Origin of the sequence: Pseudoalteromonas shioyasakiensis, from assembly GCF_024518675.1 — a bacterium.
Taxonomy (GTDB): Bacteria; Pseudomonadota; Gammaproteobacteria; order Enterobacterales; family Alteromonadaceae; genus Pseudoalteromonas; species Pseudoalteromonas shioyasakiensis_B.
On record NZ_JANIGL010000005.1, the window covers coordinates 149,102 to 174,375 of the forward strand.

General features: G+C 42.2%; 20 protein-coding genes. 1 reads left to right on the forward strand and 19 read right to left on the reverse strand.

What is annotated here, in order from left to right; translation table 11 throughout:
* Positions 1-12: 12 nt before the first annotated feature.
* The 5 genes from NQT69_RS14645 to NQT69_RS14665 all read right to left on the reverse strand — a co-directional run bounded on the left by NQT69_RS14645 (position 13) and on the right by NQT69_RS14665 (position 6,249).
* Complete coding sequence (locus NQT69_RS14645) at positions 13-1,728, reverse strand: response regulator (RefSeq protein WP_256828436.1); 1,716 nt, start codon at positions 1,726-1,728, stop codon at positions 13-15.
* A 113-nt stretch (positions 1,729-1,841) separates the two neighbouring features.
* A complete protein-coding gene (locus NQT69_RS14650) occupies positions 1,842-4,172 on the reverse strand; it encodes a fatty acid cis/trans isomerase (RefSeq protein WP_256828437.1) in 2,331 nt (776 codons plus the stop codon).
* Complete coding sequence (locus tag NQT69_RS14655; protein ID WP_256828438.1) at positions 4,173-4,538, reverse strand: hypothetical protein; 366 nt, start codon at positions 4,536-4,538, stop codon at positions 4,173-4,175. It abuts the gene before it with no gap.
* Positions 4,539-4,671: 133 nt separating this feature from the next.
* On the reverse strand, positions 4,672-5,337 hold the full coding sequence (locus NQT69_RS14660; RefSeq protein WP_256828439.1) for an SDR family oxidoreductase: 666 nt from the start codon (positions 5,335-5,337) through the stop codon (positions 4,672-4,674).
* A 105-nt stretch (positions 5,338-5,442) separates the two neighbouring features.
* Positions 5,443-6,249 (reverse strand): VOC family protein, encoded by an 807-nt coding sequence (locus NQT69_RS14665; RefSeq protein WP_256828440.1) that lies wholly within the window; start codon positions 6,247-6,249, stop codon positions 5,443-5,445.
* Between the two features lie 234 nt (positions 6,250-6,483).
* Between NQT69_RS14665 and NQT69_RS19580 the strand changes: the two genes are divergently transcribed.
* The gene (locus NQT69_RS19580) at positions 6,484-8,556 is read left to right on the forward strand and encodes a TonB-dependent receptor (protein WP_256828441.1); all 2,073 of its coding nucleotides are present in this window, start codon (positions 6,484-6,486) and stop codon (positions 8,554-8,556) included.
* A gap of 39 nt (positions 8,557-8,595) precedes the next feature.
* Here NQT69_RS19580 and NQT69_RS14675 read toward each other — a convergent pair whose 3' ends face one another.
* The 14 genes from NQT69_RS14675 to accC all read right to left on the reverse strand — a co-directional run bounded on the left by NQT69_RS14675 (position 8,596) and on the right by accC (position 25,258).
* Positions 8,596-9,309 (reverse strand): hypothetical protein, encoded by a 714-nt coding sequence (locus NQT69_RS14675; protein WP_256828442.1) that lies wholly within the window; start codon positions 9,307-9,309, stop codon positions 8,596-8,598.
* Positions 9,310-9,421: 112 nt separating this feature from the next.
* Positions 9,422-11,218 carry an alkaline phosphatase gene (locus NQT69_RS14680; protein ID WP_256828443.1) on the reverse strand — a complete coding sequence of 599 codons (1,797 nt, stop codon included), beginning with the start codon at positions 11,216-11,218 and terminating at the stop codon, positions 9,422-9,424.
* An 11-nt stretch (positions 11,219-11,229) separates the two neighbouring features.
* Complete coding sequence (locus tag NQT69_RS14685) at positions 11,230-12,819, reverse strand: alkaline phosphatase (RefSeq protein WP_256828444.1); 1,590 nt, start codon at positions 12,817-12,819, stop codon at positions 11,230-11,232.
* 259 nt (positions 12,820-13,078) lie between these two features.
* A complete protein-coding gene (locus NQT69_RS14690; protein ID WP_256828445.1) occupies positions 13,079-13,702 on the reverse strand; it encodes a tetratricopeptide repeat protein in 624 nt (207 codons plus the stop codon).
* A gap of 115 nt (positions 13,703-13,817) precedes the next feature.
* Positions 13,818-15,131, reverse strand: a complete 1,314-nt coding sequence (locus tag NQT69_RS14695; RefSeq protein WP_256828446.1) for an adenylosuccinate synthase — start codon at positions 15,129-15,131, stop codon at positions 13,818-13,820.
* A gap of 217 nt (positions 15,132-15,348) precedes the next feature.
* Positions 15,349-16,227, reverse strand: a complete 879-nt coding sequence (gene hflC / locus NQT69_RS14700; RefSeq protein WP_256828447.1) for a protease modulator HflC — start codon at positions 16,225-16,227, stop codon at positions 15,349-15,351.
* Between the two features lie 5 nt (positions 16,228-16,232).
* Entirely contained in the window at positions 16,233-17,399 is a 1,167-nt protein-coding gene (gene hflK, locus NQT69_RS14705; protein ID WP_256828448.1) for an FtsH protease activity modulator HflK, read from the reverse strand.
* 106 nt (positions 17,400-17,505) lie between these two features.
* Positions 17,506-18,789 (reverse strand): ribosome rescue GTPase HflX, encoded by a 1,284-nt coding sequence (gene hflX / locus NQT69_RS14710; protein ID WP_256828449.1) that lies wholly within the window; start codon positions 18,787-18,789, stop codon positions 17,506-17,508.
* A gap of 16 nt (positions 18,790-18,805) precedes the next feature.
* Entirely contained in the window at positions 18,806-19,072 is a 267-nt protein-coding gene (gene hfq, locus NQT69_RS14715; RefSeq protein WP_087532705.1) for an RNA chaperone Hfq, read from the reverse strand.
* A gap of 80 nt (positions 19,073-19,152) precedes the next feature.
* Positions 19,153-20,043, reverse strand: a complete 891-nt coding sequence (miaA, locus tag NQT69_RS14720; RefSeq protein ID WP_256828543.1) for a tRNA (adenosine(37)-N6)-dimethylallyltransferase MiaA — start codon at positions 20,041-20,043, stop codon at positions 19,153-19,155.
* A gap of 36 nt (positions 20,044-20,079) precedes the next feature.
* Positions 20,080-21,915 carry a DNA mismatch repair endonuclease MutL gene (gene mutL, locus NQT69_RS14725; RefSeq protein ID WP_256828450.1) on the reverse strand — a complete coding sequence of 612 codons (1,836 nt, stop codon included), beginning with the start codon at positions 21,913-21,915 and terminating at the stop codon, positions 20,080-20,082.
* Positions 21,916-21,931: 16 nt separating this feature from the next.
* Entirely contained in the window at positions 21,932-23,275 is a 1,344-nt protein-coding gene (locus NQT69_RS14730; RefSeq protein WP_256828451.1) for an N-acetylmuramoyl-L-alanine amidase, read from the reverse strand.
* Between the two features lie 29 nt (positions 23,276-23,304).
* Positions 23,305-23,772: a tRNA (adenosine(37)-N6)-threonylcarbamoyltransferase complex ATPase subunit type 1 TsaE gene (gene tsaE / locus NQT69_RS14735; RefSeq protein ID WP_256828452.1), complete on the reverse strand. Its 468-nt coding sequence runs from the start codon at positions 23,770-23,772 to the stop codon at positions 23,305-23,307.
* Between the two features lie 145 nt (positions 23,773-23,917).
* Complete coding sequence (accC, locus tag NQT69_RS14740) at positions 23,918-25,258, reverse strand: acetyl-CoA carboxylase biotin carboxylase subunit (protein ID WP_256828453.1); 1,341 nt, start codon at positions 25,256-25,258, stop codon at positions 23,918-23,920.
* Between the last annotated feature and the right edge of the window lie 16 nt (positions 25,259-25,274).

Here is a 25,274-nt window from a genome sequence, read left to right on the forward strand (position 1 = left end):
CCTTATCCTTGGTTAGCCCTTTGCGAGTACCTCTATAAGGGCTTTTTTAATCGTGTCACTTTTAATAGGTTTATAGATATGACCATTAGAGCCAAGCTGATAGCTGCGCTCTAAATCTGACTGCGAGGTGTTAGCTGTTACAACAATAATTGGAGTGGTTAAATTTAACTCTTGGCGCATGGTGTCTATTGCCTTAAAGCCATCCATGACTGGCATATTCAAGTCCATAAATATCACATCATACTGCTCATGCACTACTTTTTCTGTTGCTATTAGGCCATTTTCTGCCAGTTCGGTGGTGTAGTTTATACCTTTTAAAATACCGTCGAGGATCATGGCATTTAACGGGTTGTCTTCAACAATCAAGCAATGCAATTGATTCGGCAATAAGTTTTTTTGCTGTTCAGTAATATGGATGGGTAACACAACACTTACCAGAGCTCCGCTTGGTTGTTGATCTATAAACTCTATGCTCGCGTTTTGTGCCTGTAAAATATGCTGCACCCGCGCCAACCCCATTTGCATCCCCTGAAAATGATTATCTTGTGCTATATGCTCTGACGATAAATAAGGGAAGTGGCTTGCAAACCCAGTCCCTGTATCGCTAACTGATAGCAGTAATTGATGCTTGTTAGGCATAGATGCGGTTACTGTAACTTGCCCAACTTGCGTAAATTTAAGAGCATTGGTGAGTAGCTCACTTAGCACCTGCTGTAAACGCAGATGATCAAGCTCTACTTCACAATCGAGCTCATTTGCTAAATTTTTTATCAAGCGTAAGTTGTGCTGCTTAAAAGAAAACTGATATGAAAACAGCACCGCTTCAATGGTCTTTAGTAAATTGTCTTTTGTCGGCTCTAGTTGCCATTGCCCTGAACTTAATTGCTGCGCATCGTGCAGTTCATCTAATATATTGAGTAATCTGTTTGAACAATAATGTGCCTGTTGTTGAAGTGCTTTTTGCTCTGAGCTTGTTTCTAACTCATCTATGGCATTTACAAGCCCTTGCAATGGGGTTCTAAACTCGTGACTGGCTCTGGCTATAAAGCGCTCTTTATTTTGGCTGATGAGTTCAGCATGCTGTTTTTGTTGTTGGTATTTATTGAGCGTTGTTTTTATATGGGCTTCCATAGGCCTAAAAATAAATTTCAATTCAAGCAATAACAAGCCCAAAGTTAATAACCAAAACCCGATCTCAATATATGAAACTAGGGTGATTTTTTCTTTTGCTTGGCTTTCAAATAAACTTACAGCTTGATCTAACTTAGTTAGCAGTAATTCGACCTCATTAATGTGAAGCTCTGAAGGCAGTAAATGAGCAGTACCTGACTGTAAAAACACACTCACTGCAGCATAAAATTGTTCACTCTGCTCAGCTAAATTTATTGGTGCTGCAAAGTAATGATTCATCAGTGCATCATTTAGATGCTCGTACTCACCAGAGTCGTTTTTTTTTGTTAAAAAATAATGCCCAGCATTAAAGTCACTGGCCGCTTGCTGGAGCGAATCTCTGTGCTGTGGTGAGTTGTATTGATGCAGCGTATTTGCATACCAAGCCATTTTTTGCGAGAGCATTCGCTGTTTACCCGCAATATTAATAACTTGCGCATCATCTTTTTGAATTGAGATTAACCACTGAAGAAGCAAAGCGGTAGCGGTGCTAAGAATTGCAATAGCCAATAAAGCTAAGCGATATCGCGATCGGATATTAGCAATTACTTGTAACATAGGACACCCATCAATTAATTTACTTAATTGTAGCTTAGCTGTAAAAAAGTGACATTTTCTATTAGGAAAAAATAAACCCCGTATTTTACGGGGTTTATTTAGAGCAATGACAATTAACGGTTTTCTAAACGGTTATAGTCAAACAATCCGTATTCAATACCACGATATTGCTTTGCAACATTATGCAGTAGGTCACTGTATTGCCAAAATTGAGGATGCGTTCTACGGATAGCAAACTGCCCTTTTAACGCTCTATAATCAGCCTCACTTTTCATTTGCGGTAATTGCTGCGCAAAAGCATCAACTTGCTGCTGATTATTTAAATACCAAATAGCTTCAGGGTAATCGCCAATAAAGCCGGGCACAATTGTAACCGTATCTTCATCGTAAGCACGCTGGCCTTCTTCATTCAACAAGCTTGAAATATTATAGTGAGCATTATGATGAATTAGCGTATATGCCTCATGCTCAGAGTCACCATCTTTCACTAACACATACGAGATTTGTGGCAGTAAATTAACTGCTTTTGCTGGCATATTATTAAGCTGCTGCAATGGCTCAGGCACTTGAGTGTAATCATAACGAGGGCTTAATACTGGCTTTAATGTTTGCTTTATTAAGCCATATAACTCATGTTGTTGATCTTGAGTCTGGTACTCAATACCAGTAGCTAGACTAAAGCTTTCTCCACTTTTGAAGAAGTTAGTTAAACTGGTTGGTGATTTACGGTACCAATTGGCTTTTAACTCTTTGCGCTGCTGTTTAGGCAGTAGTGCTAAAAAGTTTTGCTCGCCTTCTAATCGTAAAAAGTCCATATATAAACGAGTAACTAGTTGATGGCCAATATTGCCATACACATCAAAGCCCGCTACCAGTAAATAATGAATACGCTCAAACAAAGCATAATCGAGTATCCACATTGTTTTTGGCTCTTGACCTATAAGCCCCTTAACAACAGTGGCACTATCGAAGTGACGAAATATCGTTAATGCGGCATTATCATTTACTTCTTCTCCACGCCATAAAACATCTGTAGTTAAATGCTCACTGTTTTCAAACATTTCATTAGCGAGTTTTGTTTTCGCCTCAAGGTAGGTGCTTTGACGCTTTGAATATTTAACCCAACTAGAAATAGGCAACGCATTACTTTCTTCTGCCGCTGGTAGAGCTAACGCATCTTCATGCTGGAGTAACATTTGCTCTACTTGCGGGGTGGCGGCTTTATCTGGGTCGGCAAACGCCACCCAAAAGTGGTCATTAATAACGTTGAGCGCAATTTGACCTCGACATACCGGGCCTTTTATAAAGCCCATAATTATCAACTCTGCTTCATCTAACATAAATTGATATTTTGCCTTTACCGGCATCGCGGCAAATACTTTAAATGGGTTAGATGCAACCTCAGGTTGATAACTCGGCATTTTAGTTACTTGGTAATCTGGCTCAATAAACTGTCGATATAAACGAGCAAGCTTAGTGTCATCTAATGCTAATGGTAAATGTGTTTTAGCAAGAATTGTTGAACGATCATGCATTAGGCGATAGTACACGCGTTCAACTTTTGGGTCGTCGTAAGGGCGGCGAGTATTAATTAGTTGAATACCTTCGCCCGGTGGCGTGCTTGAGCGTACTAATTTAAAGAAACTCTTTTCACCATCTTGGACAAAATAAATATGCGCTAAATACCAATGCTCATAAATGTAACGAGCCGTTAATTGGTGCTTAAGACTATCTTGATTTAAAAAGCTTTCCCAGCGCTGAGCCTGAGCAATAACATCTTTGCTAGGTGGTGCAATATGCGCCATTTTACCACCGTTTTTCAGCCATTTTTCTAGATGTTTAAATTCACTACGGGAAATCCCCGGTAAACCATACGGCATACCAGCGTGTGGTTGACTATCCGCTAAACTTTCAAACTCACCAATACTGGCGCATGATTGAGAACGATCAAGGGCAAAGTCAAACTCATCGCCCAGCACTTCATCATCTGGTAAAGGAGAACTCATTTTTAAAACTAAACTGTTATAGAGCACGCTTCCCGCTAAATTTGCTTCTTCTGTTTGTGCTCGTTCATTCAGTACCGGTGAAAAGTTTTTCTCACGCCAGCCTGCGGTATCAGTTGCATCGTAAAGTAATCGGCTTGGGTTCGATGCTAGTAAGCGTGTGCCGTCATAAACTAACTCTTTGCTCAGGCCACGGTCTATCCCTTCTGGCGATGATAGCTTGAGCTGGCAAGGTGCATCATAACAGCCGTGACATACAACACAGCGAGTATCGAGCACCGGTTGTACGTGTTGTAAAAACTCTGCTCCGGCGCCAGTGTTATGCTCAACAATACGTTGCTGGGTTTGTTCAGGGCCAAATAATTCATCATAATGCGCTGCGCCTAAATAAGCACAACCACTTAATATGATGATAAGACTTAGTAGAAATGACTTTTTCATTTATTGCTCATCCTCATCACCAAGGTCAAATGTCGGCATCATATCCATTTGTGGGGATACAAATGTTGCCTCATCTTGAGCGTTTAACATTGCACTAAGTAAAGGGCCGTGGCTGAGAGTTAATTGCGCATAATGCTCGGCCTCAGCCAATGTTGAGTACTTTTCATTAATCGCTTCAAGTTGATAATCAGCAAGGGTAATACCAATACTGCTGTCTGCGCTTGGGTTTTGGCAAAGCTGAGTTAGGAGATCATCATCTAATGTAATCGTTATTTGTAAATCGGGGACTTCTAAATCACGCTCACTTAATGTGTCATCAAAAAGAAATAACGGTAGGGTTAAGTTGCTATCTTGCTCTAATTCCATGTGCTGCTCTCAAATACGACTGTTAATAGTACGATTATAGCAAAGAATAAGATCAAAATTCGCGAAAGATTTCAACAGTTAGTGACATTAAGCCACCAACTATTGCATTAGTTAAATAGTAACGCTAAGGCTGTTACCAAGGTAGCGTTTCACCATTTGAGTGCCAAAAGCCACCACTGTTTTCAAGGTTTAGCTCATCGATACGTTGTGTTAAACGCTCCGCCGCTTGCTCTGGAGAAATATCACCAGCAAAGTTGACCATTTGAGTTTGTACAAAGCCTGGATGAAATAACCCCACTGCGATTTTTTTATCTTTAAGTTCATGCGCTAAACTCACTGATGCTGCATTTAACGCCGCTTTAGACATACGGTAGCCAATGTAGCCACCTGAACCATTATCTGCAATAGAGCCCATACGAGAAGTGATCATCGCCACTTTTGCATCTATACCTAAGCTATGAATAAGCGCATGTGTGACACGGATTGGTGCTACAGCGTTAACCGCGAGTTGTTGGTTAATAGCAGCAAAGTCCATATCAGCAATGCTTTCATTGTGAAAAACCCCCGCATTATTAATCAGTAAATCTATTTTATGGCCATGGAGTTGGCTTTGCAGCGCAACAATATCGCCCTCATTGGCAACATCAATATTGCTGATGATCGTTACATCAAGTGCTTTTAATTCTTCACTTGCTTGGCGAACAACGGCTGTAACATGATAGCCTTTTGCTCGGTATTGATGACATAAATTTAAACCAATTCCTCGATTTGCGCCTGTGATAACTACGTGCTTAGCCATAAATGAGCTCCAATAGACAATGTATAATTGAGAACTTGGGGCAAATAAAAATAAAAAAAGCGCCGCAGCGCTTATTTTTGTTAATCAATAAAATACTCGCTCAACCTAGCCGCATTTCACATCATCCATTGCTGAAGTCATAATTGAAAATACCGCACCTTGCGGATCTGTGATCACACTAAAGCGTCCCACGTCAGGGATATCTGTCGGTGGTACACACACTTCGCCACCGAGTTGCTGCGCTTTTATTGCTGTGTCATCGCAATCGGCTACGGCTAAATAGATCATCCAATGCGCAGGAATATCGTCAGGCCACTCCTCGGTCATTTCAATCATACCTGCAATCGGCTCACCTGCGACTTTAAACAAGGTGTAGTCCATGCCTTCCATTGGCTTAATTTCACTTTCCCAACCTAATAATTGGCAGTAAAAGTTACGGCTTTTTGCACTATCTCGGGTAGCAAGCTCATGCCAATAAGGGGTGTTTAGTTCACCCAAGCGCTGACATCCTTTATGCTTATTTCCTTGCCATAGTGCAAATAAAGCACCGCCCGGCTCATTGAGTAGCACCATACGACCCGCATCCATTACATCATGCGGTCCGGCAATAATTTCAGCGCCAAGTTGCTTGGCTTTCTCAGCCACGTTATCAATATCATCAACAGCAATATAAGCTAACCAATGGCTGGGAATACCCGAGCTTTGTTGATCCTCAGGCATTTGATACATGGCCGCAATATCATCACCTTGCTTTTGCAACATGGTGTAATATAAGTCATCACCGATTGGCTGATCATCATTGCCCCAATCAAATAACTCGGTGTAAAAACGCTTTCCCTCAGCCCAGTTGTGCGTGCATAACTCTGACCAGCAAAACACCCCGTGTGGGTGATTAGTATTTTCAGTACTCATGGTTCACTCATAATTTGATGTTGGTACATTAAAGTTAACGGAGGAACACTTTTTTTGCCAGTTAAATCGAAGGTGTTTACTTACTCAAATTTATAGAAAATTCTATTTTTTGCAAAGGTGGAGGCTTGAGGTTCCCACTCACCCCTTAAAATAAAGGCAAGGTTAGTTGATAACAAGTAAAAACAAATGTATAAATACGAACAATTACCACTACTATAAAATAGCGATATTAACGTGAGCATTAAATATTATTTACCATTTTTACTAACCCCTTTAGCTGCCGTCGCTAATACCCCATCAGATATTGAACGTATTACTGTATCTACAACTCGTAGTACAGCCCCTGTAAGCACTGTACCTGCCACCATCAATGTTATTAATGCAGAAGACATTGCAAAGCAGCTGGCACATACACAAGACTTATCACAAATTCTAGGTAATTTAATACCTAGTTTTTCTCCAAGTCGCCAAAAAATGACCAGTGCAGGTGAAACGTTACGAGGCCGTGAGCCTCTTTATATGATTGACGGTGTGCCACAATCTAACCCTCTACGTAATGGTTCGCGTGATGGTAATACGATTGACCCTGCAATGATTGAGCGTATTGAAGTGATAAGCGGTGCAAATGCGATTCAGGGAATGGGAGCCAGTGGTGGTATTATTAATATTATAACTAAAACCCTCGCAGATAATACCCACCAAGTAAGTGCTGGTTTTAGTATGCCAACATCGGGGGGCAGTGACAGCCAAAGTTATAAGGCTAGCTATTTATTTAGTCAGGAAAAAGATGACTTAAGCCTAGTTGGTGGAGTTTCAGCACGTAGTACTGGCATGTATCGCGACGGTAATGGTGACTTAATTGGCCTTGATGGTAGCCAAGGTGACACCCAAGACTCTAATAGCGTTGATTTATTCTTAAAAGCTAAATATCAACTCGACTCTGTTCAGAGCTTACAAGTGATGATCAACCATTACAATATAGAAGGTAATGGTGATTACGTTGCACTTAGCGGCGACCCTGATAACGAGCTACCGACCACAGCTCAAAAAGACGAAATTGAAGGTGACGCTCCACGTAATCGAGTAACGACTCTTACTTTTGATTACAACCACAGCGATATTGCTGGCGGTACACTTGCTTGGCAATTATTTATGCAAGACTTTGCAGCAATGTATGGAGGGGGTAACTTTGGCACTTTTCAAGACCCAGCCTATGGCGAGGATCTTTTTGACCAGTCTCAAAATAAGTCTCAAAAATTTGGTAGTCGCTTAACCTACGCCAAAAATAACTTAGCTGGCAGTAACTTTGACCTTGTTACAGGTTTAGACTTACTTAGCGACGAAACATACCAAGAACTCGCTCAAACAGGCCGTAACTGGGTGCCTAAAACAACATTTAATAATGCTGCACCTTTTGCACAACTTCGTTTTGATGGTTTTGAAGATTGGACATTAAACGTAGGTGCTCGTTACGAATACGGTAAGTTAAAGGTAGATGACTTTACTACTCTTGCTTCTTATGGCAGCCAATTTGTTGAAGGCGGCGAGCCTAGCTTTAACGAGCTCTTAAGCAATGTGGGTATTGTCTACCAAGTAACGAAAGATCTACGTTTCTACGCCAGCTATAGCGAAGGCTTTAGTATGGCTGATGTGGGACGTGTTTTACGTGGTATCAATCAGCCCGGTTTATCTGTAGAGAGCTTTTTAAACCTTGAACCCGTTATATCTGATAATCGAGAGTTAGGTGTCGAGTACGCCAACGATAGCTTTAACATTAAAGCTAGCTACTTTGAGTCAGACTCAGATCTAGGTTCTCGCTTAGAAGCTGATAGTGATGGTATTTATAGTGTAAAGCGTGAGCGCACTGAAATTGATGGCTTTGAAGCAAGTGCTCAGTATTATTTTAACAACGACACTACGTTTGGTGCAAACTACGCGAATACTAACGGGCAATATGATGGTAATAGCGATGGTGTGGTAGAAAGCGATTTAGGTGGCAGTAATATATCGCCAACACGCTTAAACTTATATTGGCAACAACAATGGTCAAATAGTGTAAATAGCCGTTTACAGGCGAATAAGCTATTTGATCGTGACTTTAATACAGGCGCAGAGTTTGACGGCTACACCACTGTTGATTTATCTGTTAACTACCAAACTCAGCAGTATGGTGCATTTAGCTTAGGTGTTGATAATTTAACAGATGAATTTTATATCACCTATTATGGTCAAACTAACCCATCTGCTACTCGCTACTTTGCAGGCACAGGCCGAGTATTAAGCGTTAATTGGGACTTTGCATTTTAATCTCATCAATAGAGAAGAGCGCTAAATGCGCTCTTTTCTTTAATGATGACTATGGCCACCACTCAATGTTTTACCATTGGCATCATAAAAACCTGTCGCACTATGTTCGATAAAACCTAAGTTAATCATTTTAGCTAAAAACGGATCGCTTTCGTTATCGCCTATATCGGCGTAATCCGTGGTTTGAAAATTATCCCAGTTAGTAAACTGCTGTTGCACTTTTTGCTTATCAAAACTAACCGATTGCAAAGTAATGGTTTGGCTTCCTACCGGTTTAGTAATGTGCATTGACTCAAGTAGCTTTTTGTTCACAGCCCATGACACTTCAATTGTCGTATCGGCTTGCTTTAAGGTATATTTTTGTATTTTATCGCACCCTTCTCCGTGCTCACTTTGCAGCGTCATTTGAGCCAGTAACTCATCACTAACTAATTGCTGTTTGCTACTAAAGTTCTGTTGCCCTTTCACTTCCGATGGTTGATATTCAATACCGCGCTCGGCCTGTGGAAAGTAACGAATAGGCCTCAGTTGTTTATTGCTTAACTGTTGCCACAATTCAACTAGTTGCTGATCTTGCTGAGCAGCTTGCGAAGGTGTGCGCCATAATGTGAACTGCTGAGTGTCAGTCACTTGCGCAGCTCCCTGCTTCTGAGTTACTTGATAACTTGCCTGCATGTATTGGTTATCAATAGTGCACTGTGCAGCACTGGCTAATGGGCTCAATAGCGCCAAAGTCAAAATTGCTAATTTCACGGGGTTCTCTTTTTCAAATTAGATAACGCTATTACTGTATAGCGTTGTTTTGGCAGATTTATGACAAAGAGCAACTCGGGCGAGTTGCTCTTAAAATTATTATAAGCGTCGCTTAGTTTGCTAGCTTTGCATCGGCATTTTTAACAAGGTCAGCCGCGTAGTCCATAACATGGAACAAGTAGCTTTGCTCGTTAGTACCGGTAACAAGGTGAGCACCAGGACCAATTGCATACACACCCACATCTTCACCAGCGTGAGTTTCTGAGCCAAGAGGGACTGTCGCCTCTTGGTGGAAACCTGCACTTGTTGTATCAACAGATGTTAAGTCATAACGACCCGCGGCAGGACCTTCAAAATATGCTGCATCAGCATCGGTTTCGTCACCTAAATCTCTAAAGCCTAAGCCATTAGCATAACCAACTGTTGTATATGGCATGCCATCAGCAGCAAGACTTGGTTCTTCACTACCTACGGCAACCACTTTACCTAAAATTGGATTACCACGTTTAGGGTAACCTGCAATAGTAAATACATGGCTGTGATCCGCTGTAACAATAATTAACGTGTCTTCGATACTGGTTTTATCCATGGCCACTTGCACTGCTTTTGACAGTTCAATGGTGTCATTTAACGCATTGTATGCATTACCAGCATGGTGCGCGTGGTCAATACGACCTGACTCCACAGTTAAGAAAAAGCCTTTGTCGTTATTGTCTAACATGTCAATGGCCTTAGCAGTCATTTCTGATAATGATGGTTCACCAGCAATATCATTACCGCGGTCAGCTTCATACTGCATGTGAGATTCATTAAATAAAGCAAACACCTGAGTCGCTGTTTCTGTGTCTAAGTTATTAAATCCAGCTTGGTCCATTACGTATTGACCGGTTGGATACTTAGCTTGCCATTCTGTGATTAGATTACGCTCATCGGTGCGGTCGCCTTCAACGGCACTTACAGCATCTGCTGAGTTAAACGCTGCATCTTTAGGTAAAAAGTGACGACGACCGCCACCCATTACCACTTCAAGACCATCAACATCAAGGCCATCAAAGCGTGCTTCTAGGTTTGCTTCAAAGTTGACTAATTGTGATGCGATATCTTCACAACCGCCAGTCACTGCATCTTCAGGCATGTCAGACACATCTTCCCAGTTACGGTTGGCTGATTTAGCAAACGTAGCCGCAGGCGTTGCATGTGTAATACGCGCAGTTGACACAATACCCGTTGCAAGGCCGTTAATTTCAGCAAGTTCTGTTGCTGTTACTAATTCATTTCCTGCAACCGTTGAGCAATCACCATATTCAATGTCTTCATCAACACCGATAACACCCACATCAGTTTTAACACCCGAGATCATCGCAGTCATAGTACCCGCTGAATCCGGAGTTTGCGCATCCACATTATATGTTTTAGCAAAGCCTGAGAACGGCATAGTGTCAAAGCTCAATTCGTGCTCTTCACCCATTTTACCTTCAAGCTGACCGGCAAGAATACGCGCGGCAGTGACAGTAGAAACCCCCATACCATCACCAACAAATAAGATAACGTTTTTAGCTTTGCCTGACTCTTTAATGATTTCAGCAATGTTATCTTGATTTTCTGCTACTTTAACTTTCGCATCTTTAAACCATTGGTTTGTTGATAAGTTAACCAACTGTTGTGGTGTTAAAGACGTGGCTGGATCATTACAGGTAACGGTTGTTTCTAGCACTTCGTCGCTATCAAGCTCACCATTTCGGTTGCTGTCTTCACCTTCAAGCTTTTCATTACCACCGTTAACACATTGCTCTGAGCCAACTGGTAGAGTGTTATTCACAACCAGTGTTTTATAGTCGTTATCGTCATCGTCTGAGCAGCCAGCTAATGCAACTACAACCGCTAGAGATAATAGGTTTAATTTTTTCATGTTAGCCGCCATTATTGTTCAATTAGTTCGAGTGCTTGATTAACTAGATGGAAAATCACATTCTGCTCTACTACGCCTTGAGCTAGTTGTGCACCAGGTCCTTTAGCATGAAGAGTAATGTCTTCGCCAGCGTGTGTTTCAGAGCCAAGTGGTACTGTCACCTCTTGGTGGAAACCAGCTGAATTAGTATCAACAGCAGTTAAGTCTACACGTCCTACGACTGGGCCTTCGCTGTAAGCAGCATCAGCATCCGTTTCGTCACCCAAATCTCTATAACCTAGGCCATTTGTGTAGCCTACAGTGGTATAAGGCATACCATCTGACGCAAGACTTGGCTCTTCGCTACCAACTGCAACCACTTTGCCTAAGATTGGATTACCACGTTTTGGGTAGCCTGCGATGGTGAATACATGGCTATGATCGGCAGTCACTAAAATAAGCGTTTCTTCAGGGTTAGTACTATCAACCGCAGCTTGAACAGCTTTAGCAAACTCAATAGTGTCATTTAATGCGTTGTAAGCATTGCCTGCGTGATGCGCATGGTCGATACGACCAGACTCAACGGTTAAGAAGAAGCCTTTTTCGTTATTATCTAGAATATCGATAGCTTTTGCTGTCATTTCAGAAAGCGACGGCTCGCCAGCAACATCGTTTGCACGATCTGCTTCGTACTGCATATGCGATTCGTTAAACAAGGCTAAAACTTGGTTAGTATCTGCTGATAACGTATCAAAACCGGCTTTATCCATCACATACTGGCCGTCAGGATAGTTTGCTTGCCATTCAGCAGTTAAATCGCGCTCATCAGTACGATCGCCTTCTACAGCACTGACTGCATCAGTTGAGTTAAACGCCGCGTCTTTTGGTAAAAAGTGACGACGGCCACCGCCCATGATAACGTCAATACCATCAACATCGGTGCCTAAAAAGCGGGTTTCGAGGTTTTTCTCAAAGTTTACCAGCTGTGAGGCTATGTCTTCACAACCTGCAGCAACAGCATCCTCAGGCATATCTGACACATCTTCCCAATTTCGATCTGCAGATTTTGCATACGTTGCAGCAGGAGTTGCATGGGTAATACGCGCAGTTGAAATTACACCCGTTGCTAAGCCTTTAATTTCAGCAAGCTCAGTTGTGGTAATAAGCTCATTGCCAAACACAGTTGAGCAATCGCCACGTTCAATATTTTCATTTACACCAATAACACCGACATCGGTTTTAATACCTGACGCCATAGCTGTCATGGTGCCAGCTGAATCCGGTGTTTGCGCATCAACATTGTAGGTCTTAACTTGTGCAGAGTAAGGAAACCCTTCAAAGCTAAGTAATCCTTCCTCACCAAGCTGGCCATCACGTTGGCCTGCTAAAATGCGTGCAGCTGTTAGTGTTGAAACACCCATACCATCACCAACAAATAAGATGACATTTTTAGCTTTAGTTAGTTGTTCACCTTGGGCTTGGCTTTGCTTTGTTGCCAGTGTAGTTTGAGCGCTTTCGTACCATTGGCTTTGCGTTTGGCTTTGCGGTAAAACAGCTGCATTTGCTGCTGCAGACAGCGCCAATGTAAAACCAATTGCAGTCGCAATTTTATTGATTTTCATTTTAAATTCCGTCTTTATGTTATTGATAGAATCGTTAACCCGCTATCGGGATAAGTGTATGTGCGGGTAAATAGTAGACAGGGTTTATGAAGGTTACTGTTATTATCAATTACAACAAGGTTAAGAAAAGATTTATTATTTATGAAAATCAACAATTTAGATATGATATACCATCACAATATTGGGTAAGTGTTAAGCTTGTTAAATGATAAACTATAGAAGGTATATCATGGCTGAGCTAAAAAATTTTTAGCTCCCATTACATCGGTAAACGCGCCCGCGCAACGACACTGTCAGGCATTTTTTGAGCTAATTGAGTTAACGCCCGCTCTATTTTTTTGTGAGTTGCTTGGTCAGCAACCATGGCATGAAATAACCATCGGTAGGCGTCTTCATAATCTCGCGGGCTACCAAAGCCATCGTTAAACAATTTAACTAACCGTAACTGAGCTTTTAAGTTTCCTTGCGCTGATGCTTCACGTAGGTAGGTAATTGCCATCGCTTTATCTTTTTGCACTAAACGACCAATATCATAATAGCGACCAAGTTGCTCTAATGCTGCTGCCAAACCTTGGTTTGCAGCTTGGCGCATATAATAAACACCCAGCTCAACATTACGATCCACGCATACCGCATAAGCAAGCATATCGCCATATAAAAACTGATATGACGGTAGTGCCATTTTATTGGCTCGCGCTTCGATATCTTGTACCAACTGGCAATCATCTGCCTTCACTCGCGCTAAATGAGCGTTTTTATTGATCAGTGCCAATAGTTCTGTTTCAGTATACAAAGGCACTGCCGTTAACGGCTCATCTGCTTTGGCATAACTTATAGGCAGCATTGATACCACCACTAATGATATACAAGATAACAAACGCATTTAGGTCACTTTAAAATTAGAACTATCTTAATAAAGTTTATACAAAGATCGTTCCATATTGAAATAAAGACACAAAAAAAGCTGCACTAGGCAGCTTTTTTAGTTCTATGAGTAGTTATGCAAACGGGCTACGTAATACCATAGTTTCTACACGATCTGGACCGGTAGAGATAATATCAACAGGTACACCTGTGATTTCTTCGATACGTTTGATGTAATCAAGCGCAGCTTGTGGCAATTGATCAACAGACGTCGCGCCGACTGTGTTTTCAGACCAACCTGGCATTTCTTCATACACTGGTGTTACTTTCTCATAACCTTCAGCTGCAAGCGGTGTTACGTTAGTAACAGTGCCATCTTCAAGCTTATAGCCAGTACAGATCTTAAGCGTTTCTAAACCGTCAAGTACGTCTAGTTTAGTTAAGCAGAAACCAGTAATTGAGTTGATTTGAACCGCGCGGCGCATAGCCACTGCATCTAACCAACCTGTACGACGTAAACGACCTGTTGTAGCGCCAAATTCATGACCTACAGTGCCTAAGTGCTTACCCACTTCATCTTGCTTATCAACACCGTCGTAAAGCTCTGTCGGGAAAGGACCTGAACCTACACGCGTGGTGTATGCTTTGATAATACCGAGTACGTAATCAAGGTTTAATGGACCAAAACCTGCACCTGTAGCAACACCACCAGCGGTAGTATTAGACGAAGTTACATATGGGTAAGTACCGTGATCGATATCAAGTAATGTACCTTGTGCACCTTCAAACAAGATGTTGTCGCCAGCAAGACGAGTCTGATCAAGTAATTCAGTAACATCAACAACCATTGCTTTAAGGATATCTGCAACCGCCATTGCATCATCAAAAGTCTGTTGGAAATCAACTGCATCTACTTTGTAGTAGTTAACTAATGTGAAGTTATGGTATTCCAATACTTCTTTCAGTTTTGCAGCAAATAATTCTGGGTTGAATAAATCACCAATGCGTAAACCACGACGGGCTACTTTATCTTCATAAGCTGGACCAATACCACGACCCGTAGTACCGATAGCTTTATTGCCACGTGCTTTTTCACGGGCTACATCTAATGCGATGTGGAAAGGCAAAATTAGCGGACATGCTTCGCTGATCAATAAACGCTCGCGTACTGGTACGCCACGTTCTTCAAGCATGCCAATTTCTTTCATTAGCGCTTCAGGTGATACAACAACACCATTACCAATCACACACTTAACATTGTCACGTAATACACCCGATGGAATAAGGTGTAAAACCGTCTTTTCACCGCCGATCACCAAAGTGTGCCCAGCATTGTGGCCACCTTGGTAACGAACTACTAAAGATGCTTTGTCTGTAAGGAGGTCAACTACCTTACCCTTACCTTCGTCACCCCATTGGGTGCCTAATACAACAACGTTTTTACCCATTGTAAATTCACTTAGAAAAAATTAGGACGAGATTTTACCAGAAAATGAGGGCAAAGATCACCCCGTTTAGGTTATTTTTTCTGCGCACGCACAATGCATCACCCAGAATAAAAATTAACTGGTTGAATAACATTAAGTTATTCATAAAAATTCGTTTTACTAAAAGAAAAACCCTGCATACACAGGGTTTGGATTTGGTCTATATGATAAGAAGAGATTACTGCGCAGCAGCCCCTTTCATATATTTAAAGAAGTCACTGTCTGGTGATAACACCATTACATCTTGCTTGCCTTTAAAGGTCTTTTTATAAGCCTCTAATGAACGTACAAAACTAAAGAACTCAGCGTCTTTATTATAAGCATTGGCATAAATAGCAGCGGCTTGTGCATCACCTTCACCACGTACTGAACGAGCATTACGCTCTGCATCAGCAAGCATTACGGTTACACGGCGATCTACTTCTGCACGAATTGTTTCCGCTTTTTCTTGACCCTCAGAACGGTGCTCTTTTGCCACTGCAGTACGCTCTGCGCGCATACGTTGGTAAATCGAGTTGCTCACCTCTGATGGTAAGTTAATTTGCTTAACACGCACATCAAGTACTTCAATACCTAGCTCTTGCGCACTTTCAGAGGCCTGAACTAATGCTTCTTCCATTAGCTCACTACGCTCACCTGATACAATTTCACGAATAGTACGCGAACCAAAGTTAGTACGTAAGCCGTTATTTACTTTTTGCTTAAGCAGTGTTTCAGCGTATTGCTTATCACCACGTGCACGTAAGTAAAACGCACTAAAGTCATTTACACGCCACTTCACGAACGAATCGACGATTAAGTCTTTTTTCTCGCTAGTAACAAAACGATCCGGAGCACCATCTAAAGTTTGAATACGCGCATCAATACGACGTACTTGGCTAAAGAAAGGTACTTTAAACTGTAAGCCCGGGTTGTACACAATCGCGTTGTCATCACTGTCTTTTTGTACTTTACTGAAAAGCATTACAATTGCTTTTTGCCCTTCAGGCACCACAAATACTGACGAAAATGACAATACAACGGCAGCTAATAATAGAACTAAACTAAAGTTTTTCATTACGCTTATCTCCCGTCGTTAAAGCGATCAGCAGCAAAGCGGTCTGAACTTGAGTTCACTGTGCTATTGCGCGATGTGTTTATTTTATTACGTAAGTCGTTTATATCACTTGAACTAGGTAACGCTACGCGTGTAGCTGTACCTTGTTTTTCCATGATTTTATCAAGTGGTAGATACATCATGTTATTACCACCTTCAACATCAACCAGTACTTTAGAGCTGCTACCTAGCACTTCTTCCATAGTATCGATGTATAAACGTTCACGGGTTACTTGTTTCGCGGCTTGGTATTGTGGCAGTAACTTTTCAAAACGAGCTACTTCACCTTGCGCTTCTAAAATAACACGTTCGCCATAACCTTCCGCTTCTTGCGTCATACGTGTAACTTGACCACGAGCACGCGGTTCAATTTCACGAGCATACGCTTCGGCTTCACGAATAAAACGTTCTTCATCTTCTTGTGCAGCAATGGCGTCATCAAACGCATCTTTAACTTCAGCTGGCGGACGAGAATCTTTAAAGTTAACGTCTGTTACAATTAAGCCTAGGTTATAAGGTTCGATGATTTTATTTAGTTCATCCCACGTGCGCTGGCGTACTTCTTCACGACCACGGGTAAGTACTTGGTCCATTTTTGAATGACCGACAACATAACGTAAAGCACTATCAAGCGCTTGTTGTAAGCTGTGATCCGCATCGGTTACGCTAAACTTATAAAGATGTGGGTCAATAACACGGTATTGCACTTCAAACTCAACGCTTACTACGTTTTCGTCTTCAGTTAGCATAAAGCCTGATGCAGGTAATGAGCGTACTGCTTCAATATCAACCGGAATAACCGTTTCAATAAAGGTCATTTTCCAGCGTAGACCTGGATCTGCAATGCGATCATATTTGCCAAACTGTAAAACAATGCCACGCTCGGCTTCTTTAACAGTGTAGATACCACTTAATGCCCATACAATAACAGCAATAATAAGCACGAACGAAAGCCCTGCTCCACCAAGCCCGCCGCCATCTTTGCCGGATTTATTACCGCCAAACAAGCCACCAAACTTATTGCTGAACTTACGGAACACCTCGTCTAAATCAGGTGGGCCTTGATCACGTCCGCCTTTTTTGTTCCACGGATCTTTGTCATTGCCATTATTACCCGGTTCATTCCAGGCCATAGCTATACTCCATTGTTATCTAAATAATTTAGGTAATTGTGTTAAATCTACCAAATATACGACCATTCTCATACTAAAAACGACGATGTGTAGCAGATTTTTACTTTTATACAATAAATGAGTCAATTTCTGGACCAAACTCTTTCTTTAATTTGTTCCATTCTACCATTGGCATACGAGTGGTTAATAACCACTGCCCTTGCTCATCATAATCTTCTTCATGCACCGCATTTAAGTTAAATAACGCAGCACGCAGGCGCCCGTATTGGGGTGCCAATTTAACTGTGTTTGCGAACATTTTCTTCGCCAGTAATTCACTGATTGCTTCAGATAATAACTCGCAACCAGCACCACTGTGCGCAGACAACCATACTCTAATTGGCACACCTTCATCATCACGATCAATACGTGGTGCAACATCTTCTAGTGCATCAATTTTATTATAAACCAGTAATTGGGGCACTTCATCGGCTTCAATTTCTTTTAGTACCGATTGTACCTGTTCTATATTTTCTTTGCGACGCCCATCGGCTACATCAACAACATGTAGCTGTAAATCGGCTTCTCGGGTTTCCGTCAATGTTGCTTTAAAGGCAGCCACTAAGTCATGAGGTAAGTGGCGAATAAAACCAACGGTATCCGCTAAAATCACTGAGCCAACATCGCCAATCTCAAGCTTACGAAGAGTTGGATCGAGTGTTGCAAACAACTGGTCGGCCGCATAAACATCCGAATCAGTAATACGATTAAATAATGTAGATTTACCCGCATTGGTATAACCCACTAACGACACTGTTGGAATTTCGTTACGATTACGGGCACGGCGGCCCTGCTCACGTTGTACCGCTACTTTTTGTAAACGCGCACGAATGCTCTGAATACGCACTCGCAGTAAACGTCTATCGGTTTCGAGCTGAGTTTCACCAGGCCCACGTAAGCCTATACCGCCTTTTTGGCGCTCAAGGTGAGTCCAGCCTCGGATCAATCGGGTCGACATATGACGCAACTGCGCCAGCTCAACTTGCAATTTACCCTCATGGGTACGTGCGCGTTGGGCAAATATATCTAAAATAAGGGTCGTTCTATCAAGTACACGACATTGGCAAACGCGTTCTAAATTGCGCTCTTGTGATGGCCTGAGTTGATGGTTGAATATGACGACATCTGCATTGTGGATTTTGACAATCTCAGCAATTTCTTCTGCTTTACCGCTACCGACGAATAGTTTCGGATGTGGTGCTTGACGGCTGCCTTGCACAACCGCCAAACTGCTAACACCAGCAGAAGATACTAACATTTCCAGTTCATGAAGATCTTCACGATCTCCTTCTTGAGGAAAGTCAATATGAACTAAGACTGCCTGTTCGCCGGCTTTATAACGGTCAAACAAGCATTACGCTCCTAATTTAAAAATTTCCAGGTTCAGCCTGCTCTTCACCTTCTTCACTTCCTTGAACACCTTGGAAGTTTACTGCACGAGCAGGTACAACTGTAGAAATTGCATGTTTGTACACCATTTGGTTAACGGTGTTTTCTAGTAAAATTACAAATTGGTCAAATGACTGAATCTTACCTTGTAGTTTGATGCCATTTACCAAAAAGATTGATACTGGAATACGCTCACGACGTAGCGCATTCAAAAATGGGTCTTGTAACGATTGGCCTTTTGCCATGTTATTATCCTTCGTTCTAGGTGTTATTATAATTAAGTGGCTGAACTCATTTAACAAAGCTAAAAAACATTCAACTACTACTAGCTTAGCGAACTTACAACACGTTGCAAGTTTTCTTCATCACCCGTAGTTAACCAAGTTACATTGGGCCAGCTTCTCAACCACGTCAACTGACGCTTTGCAAGTTGTCGAGTTGCTGCGATACCGCGAAACACCATTTCATCATAGTCAGTTTCGCCAGCAATGTAATCCCACATTTGTCTATAACCTACACAACGAATAGAAGGTAAGTTTGGGTGTAAATCCTTACGTTGATATAGGGATGAAACTTCTTTTTCAAACCCCTCATCAAGCATTATTTTAAATCTTTGTGCAATACGTTCATGCAAATCAGCCCGATCATCCGGTGCGATAGCAAATTGGTAAAACGTATAAGGTAAATTGGGCTGCTTACTTTTTTGCAGCTCTGTCATGGTTTTACCCGTTAAACGATAAACCTCTAAAGCACGATTAATACGTTGAGAGTCGTTTTCGCTCATTTTTTCTGCCGCTTGTGGGTCTACTTCTACAAGCTCTTTATACAGTGCTGGCCAACCATGCTCATTCGCCTGAGCTTCAAGCTCAGCACGCACTTTAGGGCAAGCCTCAGGAAGCGGCGATAAACCATCTATCAGTGATTTAAAATACATCATAGTACCGCCTACCAGCACCGGCACTTTACCTTGTTTATGAAATTGATCAATTTTTTCAATCGCATCGCGACGAAAATCTGCCACTGAGTAACTTTGGGCAGGATCAATAATATCAATTAGGTGATGTGGTGCTAATGCCAGCTCTTGCGCATTTGGCTTAGCTGTACCAATGTCCATATCTTTATATACTAAGGCTGAATCGACGCTGATTATTTCGGTATTTAAATGCTGACAAAGTTCAATAGCAAGCGCTGTTTTTCCTGCTGCCGTTGGACCCATTAAAAATATGACCGGTAAATTACCCACGCGTTAACCCTAATCTAGCTGTGATAAATAGTGATGTAAGTCTATTTTAACTGCTTTTGCCCGTAAACGCTGAATTGTTTGCGGATTATTTTTCATCTGCTGCAATTCACCTGCGAACGCTTGGCTTGCAAAGTAGCGTTCTGGCACATTGCTTTGCTGCCAATTTAGCCAATCTTCTAGGTTGTCGAACTGTTGTGTACTCGCCTCTAATAGCGCTTCAATTGCTTGGCTGACATCTAATAAATACAGGCTATGAGGAAGCCTTTTCACCATCACGAATTGTTTTTCTATATTGAGATCAAAACCCAATAACGTAAACCACGATTGCTGCTCAGTTAACCTTTGCTGATCCTCTTTGCTAATATTGACGCGTACGGGTAACAATAATGCTTTACCCTCAAGGCTTGCGTGCTCAGTAACTTGTTGTTGCCAGTAATCGGCTAAGGCATGTTTAAAATGAGAACAGTAAAGTTGCTGCTGCTGTGTGAAAACACAGCTACCATCTTCTTGCACTATTAATGAGGTCGTATTAAAGCTGTCTGCAGACGCCATCACTGGCGCTTGCGCTGCCGGTGTGGCGCTAACATTGTCAAAGTGTGCGGCATGTTGTTCACTCACGCCTTGGTAAAATGCATTCACATCATGATGCGAGGTTTTGCTCTCTCTTTGCTCTGAGAATCCACTCGAAGCAGAACCACCAGTACGCGATGAACCGGCTGCATAACCACTCGATGGACTCGGCTGCAAAGGGGTTTTGGGGTAATCGAATACATCAGCTTGCTCGACTGGCGGCGCACTTGTATAGCGCTCACTTGGTTGAGCCTGCGGTGATACATGTGGCGCAGCAAAATCATCTTGCAACGGCACAACCACTTGCTTAATCGCCTGTAAAATAAAGTCATGTACCAAGCGCCCTTGGTGAAAGCGTACCTCATGCTTTGCCGGATGCACGTTTACATCTACTTGGCGCGGATCAATATCAATATAAATCACAAAGCCAGGTAACTCTTCTTGTCCAGCCACTTCTTCAAATGCTTGGCGAATGGCATGTAAAATCAGTTTATCACGCATCATACGGTTATTTACGTATGTGTATTGTGTAGTATTGCTTGAACCTACGGGCAATACCCAACCATGTAACTGCAATCCGGTATCGCCCGATTCAATATACAAGCCTTGCTCAGCAAATGCTTTGCCCGCCACTTGTGCGACCCGCGTAATCGCTTGCGCGGGATCCGTTTTTTCCCGGTATTGGCGCACCACTTTACCATTATGGGTTAGTGTAATTGAAACATCGAAGCGGCTAAGTGCTATTCGCTTTATTAACTCATCGATGTGATTGAACTCGGTTTTTTCGGTACGTAAAAACTTACGTCGCGCTGGCGTATTAAAAAATAAATCTTTTACTTCAATGGTGGTGCCGTCGGGGTGAGCAGTAGGCTTGACCTGTACCGCCATATCTCGGCCTTCAGCAAACGCTTGCCATGCTGCCTCTTGCTCTTTTGTTTTAGAGCTAAGGGTTAAACGCGATACCGAGCTAATTGACGCTAACGCTTCGCCGCGAAAGCCCAGTGAGCAAATACTCTCTAAGTCATCAAGGGATTTTAATTTACTGGTGGCATGGCGAGAAAGCGCCAGTGTTAACTCATCTTTATGAATACCTGACCCATTGTCACGAATACGAATAAGCTTATGACCACCACGTTCAATATCGATTTGAATACGGTTAGCGCCTGCATCTAAGCTATTTTCTACCAGTTCTTTAACAACCGATGCGGGTCTTTCAACAACTTCGCCCGCTGCAATTTGGTTAGCTAATCGCGCGGGTAATATTTCAATACTCATACTCTTCCTAACGATGTTAACTCTGTGGAATATCCAGCTCTTGGCCAATAAATAAGGTATTGGATTTGAGTTTGTTTACGCGTTTTAATTGCGCAACAGACACCCCATAGCGACTAGCTAATAAGCTTAATGATTCGCCGGGGCGAACTTTATGCTTGGTTGGGTATTTTGATTTTAATGATGCGAATAACGAATCATCCGGTGGATTTTTAAGATAATAACTTTTTAGCGAAGTGAAAATAGCTTTGGCTAATTTTTCTTGGTAATTCGCACTTTTTAATAGCCGTTCTTCTTGCGGGTTCGAGATAAACCCTGTTTCCACTAAGATTGATGGAATATCTGGTGATTTTAAAACTGCAAAACTTGCCGCCTGAGGCTGTTTTTTGTGCATTTTGGCAACTTTCTTCAATTCACCCATCACTTCTTCTGCAACACTAAAACCTGTTTTCATAGAGTGATCCATCGACATATCTAGCAAAGCTTGAGCTAAGTACTTTTCACTCGCAGTATTTTTTATTACACCCGCAGCACCACCGAGTAATTCAGAATGTTTTTCCTTATCTTCTAACCATTTACCAATTTCTGAATTAGCGCGACGCAGTGAAAGCACCCACACTGAAGCGCCTCTGGGTTGCGGACTAGTAAATGCATCGGCATGGATAGAGACAAAAAAGTCGGCTTTTTTCTCACGAGCGCGGCTGGTGCGGGTATTAAGATTAACAAAGTAGTCACTACGGCGAATCATCCGCGAGATCATACCGCGCTCAGCATCTATCATGCGCTCTAAACGTTTTGCAATTTGTAGGGTTATGGTTTTTTCATAAGTGCCGGATGGCCCAATAGAGCCAGGGTCTTCGCCACCGTGACCCGCATCAATGGCAATAACAATGTCACGCTGCTTATTAAGGTCACGTTTTTTCACGGCTGTATTACTACTTTGCGCTACCGGCTCTGGTTGCGCTTTATCATATAGATCAACAACGAGGCGGTTTTTATAAGGCCCTGTTGGGGCAAGGGCAAATAATACCGGTTTCACAGGGCCGGTTAATTCAAACACAAACCGTACACCTTTGCTGTTTTTCGCTTTGGAGTAACGTAACTTACTAACTAGTCGGTGTTTTTTGGGAATACTTGGTAAGTCATTTATTTTATTTGTATGCTCTAAATCAACCACAAGTCGCAGCGGGTTTTTCAACATAAAGTAGCTAAAGTCAGGTTTGTCAGCCAAATCAAAAACCACGCGCGTACTATCTGGCGACGGCCATACCCGCACACTGTTGATGGTGTTTTGTGCAACAACCCCTTGGCTTATTGCAAATAACAAACAAGCACATACCCACTTAAAGACTACTCGACTCATCTGATCCATTACACCTTTAATTATTATTTTTAATCTCGAGTTAATTGTTCAATGACTGCTTCACCGCGCTGACTTACGCTGTTAATTTCAATTTCACGGGCCTCACCAACATAGCGCATAGTAATGTCTAAGTCAGGCACAGGTATAAACTCCCCGCCTTTCTCAGGCCATTCAACAACACAAATTGCATCATTTGAAAAATAATCACGAATGCCCATATATTCTAACTCTTCTGGGTCACCCAAACGGTATAAATCAAAGTGATATACATTGGCTTTTGCTAATTCATAAGGTTCGACTAATGTATAAGTTGGACTCTTAACCTTACCTTGATGACCAAACCCTTGCACTATGCCGCGTGTTAATGTGGTTTTTCCGGCACCTAAATCACCATGTAAATAAATAACCGCGCCTTGCTCAGTAAGGCTTGCCAGCTTGTTACCCATTGCGACCGTCGCTGCTTCATCAGCTAGTTGAAAACCAACACTCAGGGTCATTGTTACCTCATGAAAAATAAATAAATCATTACTGTATTAATCATACCAGATTATTTTTGTATCGCGAATACAGAGCCCGTGTTCATTAGAGCTAAAAAAACCGGCAAAGTTGCCGGCTTTTTAAAATTATTAGCTTTATAACTGCTTATAAACCTAATTTTTTCTCAAGATAGTGAATATTAGTCCCACCATTTTGGAAGTTCTCATCTGCTAAGATTTTCTTATGCAGTGGTGTATTGGTTTTAATGCCGTCAATCACTAACTCATTTAATGCATTACGTGCACGAGCAATCGCCACATCACGGTTTTCACCGTAAGTAATGAGTTTACCAATCATTGAGTCATAATGTGGCGGTACGCTATAGTCAGCATAAATGTGACTATCCCAACGAATACCTAAACCACCTGCAGGGTGGAAACGGGTAATTTTACCCGGTGAAGGAATAAACGTTTCAGGATCTTCTGCGTTGATACGACATTCAATAGCGTGACCACGAATAACCACATCATCCTGCGTGAATGACAGCGGTTGACCCGCAGCAATTTTTAACTGCTCTTTAATTAAATCAACGCCACTAACCATTTCAGTTACAGGGTGCTCAACCTGAATACGGGTATTCATTTCAATGAAATAGAACTCGCCGTTTTCATATAAGAACTCAAACGTACCCGCACCACGATAACCGATTTCGATACATGCACGCGTACAGCGCTCACCAATGAACTTACGTACTTCAGCAGTGATACCCGGCGCTGGCGCTTCTTCAACTACTTTTTGATGACGACGCTGCATTGAACAGTCACGCTCACCTAAATGAACCGCGTTACCTTGGCCATCTGCAAGTACTTGGATTTCGATATGGCGTGGGTTTTCAAGGAATTTTTCCATGTAAACCATGCTATTACCGAAGAACTGTTTTGCTTCTTGCTGAGTAAGTGCGATTGAATCGATAAGCTCTGATTCATTACGTACAACACGCATACCACGACCACCACCGCCACCAGCAGCTTTGATGATTACCGGATAACCGATGCGCTTAGCAATTTGCATATTGCGTTCTTTGTCATCTGATACCGGTCCGTCAGAACCCGGAACACACGGTACACCCGCTTTGCGCATAGCGTTGATTGCCGATACTTTATCGCCCATTAAGCGAATAGTGTCGCCTTTAGGACCGATAAATACAAAACCGCTTTGCTCAACTTGGTCAGCAAAATCAGCATTTTCTGCAAGGAAACCATAACCTGGGTGAATAGCAACCGCGTCAGTCACTTCAGCTGCCGCAATGATACGCGGAATATCTAAGTAACTTTCAGTTGCTGAAGGTCTACCGATACAGATGGTTTCATCTGCTAATAATACGTGCTTAAGATCGCGATCCGCCGTTGAATGCACAGCAACCGTTTTGATCCCAAGCTCTTTGCAGGCGCGCAATATACGAAGTGCAATTTCACCCCGATTTGCAATGACTACTTTATCTAACATGAGAGTTGGCCTCTAA

What these genes read in the sequence shown, in the direction of transcription:
- mutL (WP_256828450.1), bottom strand. Translation starts at nt 21,915, where the DNA reads ATGAGTATTGAAATATTACCCGCGCGATTAGCTAACCAAATTGCAGCG.
- NQT69_RS14680 (WP_256828443.1), bottom strand. Translation starts at nt 11,218, where the DNA reads ATGAAAAAATTAAACCTATTATCTCTAGCGGTTGTAGTTGCATTAGCT.
- NQT69_RS14655 (WP_256828438.1), bottom strand. Translation starts at nt 4,538, where the DNA reads ATGGAATTAGAGCAAGATAGCAACTTAACCCTACCGTTATTTCTTTTT.
- NQT69_RS14650 (WP_256828437.1), bottom strand. Translation starts at nt 4,172, where the DNA reads ATGAAAAAGTCATTTCTACTAAGTCTTATCATCATATTAAGTGGTTGT.
- NQT69_RS14665 (WP_256828440.1), bottom strand. Translation starts at nt 6,249, where the DNA reads ATGAGTACTGAAAATACTAATCACCCACACGGGGTGTTTTGCTGGTCA.
- miaA (WP_256828543.1), bottom strand. Translation starts at nt 20,043, where the DNA reads ATGGGTCCAACGGCAGCAGGAAAAACAGCGCTTGCTATTGAACTTTGT.
- tsaE (WP_256828452.1), bottom strand. Translation starts at nt 23,772, where the DNA reads ATGACCCTGAGTGTTGGTTTTCAACTAGCTGATGAAGCAGCGACGGTC.
- NQT69_RS14685 (WP_256828444.1), bottom strand. Translation starts at nt 12,819, where the DNA reads ATGAAAATCAATAAAATTGCGACTGCAATTGGTTTTACATTGGCGCTG.
- NQT69_RS14695 (WP_256828446.1), bottom strand. Translation starts at nt 15,131, where the DNA reads ATGGGTAAAAACGTTGTTGTATTAGGCACCCAATGGGGTGACGAAGGT.
- NQT69_RS14645 (WP_256828436.1), bottom strand. Translation starts at nt 1,728, where the DNA reads ATGTTACAAGTAATTGCTAATATCCGATCGCGATATCGCTTAGCTTTA.
- hflC (WP_256828447.1), bottom strand. Translation starts at nt 16,227, where the DNA reads ATGAAAAACTTTAGTTTAGTTCTATTATTAGCTGCCGTTGTATTGTCA.
- hflK (WP_256828448.1), bottom strand. Translation starts at nt 17,399, where the DNA reads ATGGCCTGGAATGAACCGGGTAATAATGGCAATGACAAAGATCCGTGG.
- accC (WP_256828453.1), bottom strand. Translation starts at nt 25,258, where the DNA reads ATGTTAGATAAAGTAGTCATTGCAAATCGGGGTGAAATTGCACTTCGT.
- NQT69_RS14690 (WP_256828445.1), bottom strand. Translation starts at nt 13,702, where the DNA reads ATGCGTTTGTTATCTTGTATATCATTAGTGGTGGTATCAATGCTGCCT.
- hfq (WP_087532705.1), bottom strand. Translation starts at nt 19,072, where the DNA reads ATGGCAAAAGGCCAATCGTTACAAGACCCATTTTTGAATGCGCTACGT.
- NQT69_RS14660 (WP_256828439.1), bottom strand. Translation starts at nt 5,337, where the DNA reads ATGGCTAAGCACGTAGTTATCACAGGCGCAAATCGAGGAATTGGTTTA.
- NQT69_RS14730 (WP_256828451.1), bottom strand. Translation starts at nt 23,275, where the DNA reads ATGAGTCGAGTAGTCTTTAAGTGGGTATGTGCTTGTTTGTTATTTGCA.